This is a genomic window from Desulfocurvus sp. (assembly GCF_023230885.1).
GTDB lineage: Bacteria > Desulfobacterota > Desulfovibrionia > Desulfovibrionales > Desulfovibrionaceae > Desulfocurvus.
Genome location: NZ_JALNWM010000278.1, coordinates 1 through 3,192, shown reverse-complemented (window position 1 = coordinate 3,192; position 3,192 = coordinate 1). Strand labels below are relative to the sequence as shown.

Here is a 3,192-nt window from a genome sequence, read left to right as displayed (position 1 = left end):
TCCACCCCGACGGCAGCAAATACATTTCCTGCTACGGCACCGCCGTGCGCGTGGTCGACGCCCAGTAGCCCCCTCCCGCAACGAAAAACGGGGTGCGGCCTTGCGGCCGCGCCCCGTTTTCGTATGCTTCCCGCACAGGACGCCCGAACAGCTAGAGCCCAAGGGCACGATTCAATAGCAATTCATACACCTTAAGCCCTGCGTTGTCAGTCAGATCGCGTCCATCAAGGACTAATTGGTCGAGGCTAGCCCCCTTAATGGTTCGCCCTGCAGTGACAAAATCAACCAACCGAAACACGAAGTTTGCCTCCCCGAAAGCCACTCCATCCATGCTCAAGTTCAAAGCGTCTACCCGGAGCTTACCGCCACCCAAATAAGCCACGCGGTGGGCCTGGGCTGACTCGTTCAGCCAGCCTCGGAAATCAGCAAAACTCAACTTCTGCGCAGCCTTGTAAGCCTCCTCTTCATTCACACCGCGATTCACGGCACGAACCACGATAAAACGCATGTCCAGGCTGGTCCGCCTGTCCGAGGCGGCAGACAATAAAAACATCCGTTCTTCCAAATCAACCACGGGGTCGGCCTGGGCGCCCGGGGCCGCGGGTGCGGCCGGGGCCGCCGCCGGAGCCTTGGCGGCGCCGGTGCCCGAGCCGGTGGTCTGGCAGCCGGACAGGGCCAGCCCCGCCGCGAGCAGCAGGGTCGCCGCCAGGGCCATTTTCAGAAAAACTCGTGCCATGATCCGCCTCCGGTTTTCAGCGTGCGTCGCCCCCGGGGCGCGGCCCCGGGGTCCGGCATTGGATACACCGGGCCGCGACGTTTGCCAAGCCCGGCGCCCCCGCCGGGGGGCGCGACGGCTCAGGCGCCCACGGCCAGGGGCTGGCTCGCGGCGGGCGACGGGCCACGCCCCGGCGACAGGCGCCTGCCGAGCATGGCCCCGGCGCGGGCGGCGTCCACGGCGCGGGCGTAAAGCCAGCCCTGGGCACGGTCGCAGCCCAGGCCGCGCAGGGCCTCGGCCTGCCCGGGGGTCTCCACGCCCTCGGCCACCACGTCCATGCCGAAGGTCCGCCCCAGGCCGACGATGGCCCGCACGGTGCCGCCGTGAACCTGGCTGTCGACCATGCGCGCGATGAATGAACGGTCGATCTTGATGGTGTCGAAGGGAAAGCGGTGCAGGTTGGACAGGGACGAGTAGCCCGTGCCGAAGTCGTCCATGACCAGGGACACGCCCATGGACCGCACGGTGGCGATGGCCCGCTCCACATCGCTGGAGGGGTCCAGCAGCAGGGATTCGGTGATCTCGACCTTCAGCCGGTGGGCGGGGGCGCCGCTGCCGCGCACGATGCCCTCGAAGTCGTCGGCGGCCCCGGCGCGCATGAAAAAACGCGGGGAAAGGTTGACGTTCACGCTGCCGCGCCCGGAAAGCCCGGCATCCTCCCAGGCCCGCAACTGACGGCAGGCCTCGGCCAGCACCCAGCGGTCGATGTCCAGGATCAGCCCGGCCTCCTCGGCCAGGGGCACGAACTCGCCCGGAGGCAGCAGGCCGCGCGCAGGATGCTGCCAGCGCACCAGAGCTTCCACCCCGTCCACCGTCGAGGTCGCCAGGTCCACGATGGGCTGGTAATGCAGGACCAGCTCGTCGCGGGCCAGGGCCCGGCGCAGTTCCGTCTCGCACTCCAGCAGCCGCAGGGCCTGGCGGTGCATCCCGTCGTCGAACAGGGCGTACCCCGCCTTACCCGCGGCCTTGGAGCGGTACATGGCGGTCTCGGCGTCGCGCATGATGTCCTCGGCGCGGTGGTAGCGCCCCGAGCCGAGGACCACGCCGATGCTCACGCTGCTGAAGAACTCGCGCCCGTCAAAGCACACCGGCTCGGCCAGGGCCTCGCGGATGCGGTCGATGACGCCCTTGACCTCGCGCAGCTCCCAGGCGTCGGGCAGCAGCACGGAGAACTCGTCGCCCCCGAAACGGGCCAGGGTGTCCACGTCGCGCAGGCAGGTACGGATGCGCCCGGCGGCTGTCCGCAGGAATTCGTCGCCCGCGCGGTGACCCAGGCTGTCGTTGACCAGCTTGAAGCGGTCGAAATCCAGGAACAGCACGGAAAAATCGTAGTCGTCGTGCCGCCTGGCCAGGCGGTGGGCGCTTTGCAGCCGCTCCATGAACAGGGTCCGGTTGGGCAGGCCGGTGAGGTTGTCGTGCAGCGCCGCGTGGCGCAGACGCACCTCCACCCGCCGCACGGCCGAGCGGTCCTCCAGGGACGCCACCACGCACAGGGGCCGCCCCCGCCCGTCGCGCAGTACGGCCCCGCAGCGGCGCAGGCTCAGGGGCAGGCCCCCGGGCCCGGTCAGCTCCTCCTCCTGGATGAACTCGTCGCGCAGCCCCTGGACGCATTCGCGCAGGATGTCCGGCAGATGGACGGCGCCGTCGGTCCCCTCGGGGCAGGGGCAGCGGCCGCGCCACCGCCCGTCGTCCTCCAGCCCGAGCAGCGCCCGGGCCGGGGCGTTGCACTCCACCATCCGCCCCTGCATGTCCAGCACCTGCAAGGGCGTCCCCAGGCGCTCCATGAGGGGCCACAGCTCCCGAACCACGTCGCGAGTACGATCCTTGTCCGTATCCATTGCCGCTCCTTTGGCCGACGTTCATGAGCCGCGCCCAGATATATTGAAAATGAAAATCAGTGTCAACTTTGGGCGACAAAATCCCGTTGGCGGAGAAGGGATTGCAGCGAGGGACGCGTCTGCCGGAAGGGGTTCGGGGGAGGCCGGGTGGCGTCCGGGGGAGGCCCGGGGGAGGCCCGGGGACGGGAAAAGGGCTCTCCCGCCCTTCTCGGTGAAGACGGAAAAGCCCTTGTCGTTCCAGTGGTGCCGGGGCGGGAGTCGAACCCGCACATTGTCGCCAATACCAAGCCTTGGCTTGGCAAAGCCCCGGAGCGGCAACTCCGGGACTTCCGGGATGGTGGCGGGCGCGCAGCCGGGCGCGCGCTGCAACTGCAAAACCCTCAACTCAGGCGGGCAACAAAATCATAACCACCTGAAATATAACTGGTACCGGGGGCGGGAATCGAACCCGCACATTGTCGCCAATGCCAGATTTTGAGTCTGTTCATCTAGGTGGTACCGGGGGCGGGACTCGAACCCGCATGTCCTTGCGGACAAAGGCTTTTGAGGCCTCCGTGTCTACCATTCCACCACCCCGGC

At 68.0% G+C, this 3,192-nt stretch carries 2 protein-coding genes and 1 tRNA gene; all 3 read right to left on the bottom strand.

From position 1 onward, the window contains the following. Window positions 1-151: 151 nt before the first annotated feature. Window positions 152-736 (bottom strand): hypothetical protein, encoded by a 585-nt coding sequence (locus M0P34_RS14610; RefSeq protein WP_291500426.1) that lies wholly within the window; start codon window positions 734-736, stop codon window positions 152-154. A gap of 119 nt (window positions 737-855) precedes the next feature. Next, entirely contained in the window at window positions 856-2,613 is a 1,758-nt protein-coding gene (locus tag M0P34_RS14605; protein ID WP_291500424.1) for an EAL domain-containing protein, read from the bottom strand. Between the two features lie 493 nt (window positions 2,614-3,106). Beyond that, window positions 3,107-3,192: transfer RNA gene (locus M0P34_RS14600), tRNA-Leu, on the bottom strand.

Coding starts and splice junctions, on each gene's coding strand:
- M0P34_RS14610 (WP_291500426.1), bottom strand. CDS start 736: ATGGCACGAGTTTTTCTGAAAATGGCCCTGGCGGCGACCCTGCTGCTC.
- M0P34_RS14605 (WP_291500424.1), bottom strand. CDS start 2,613: ATGGATACGGACAAGGATCGTACTCGCGACGTGGTTCGGGAGCTGTGG.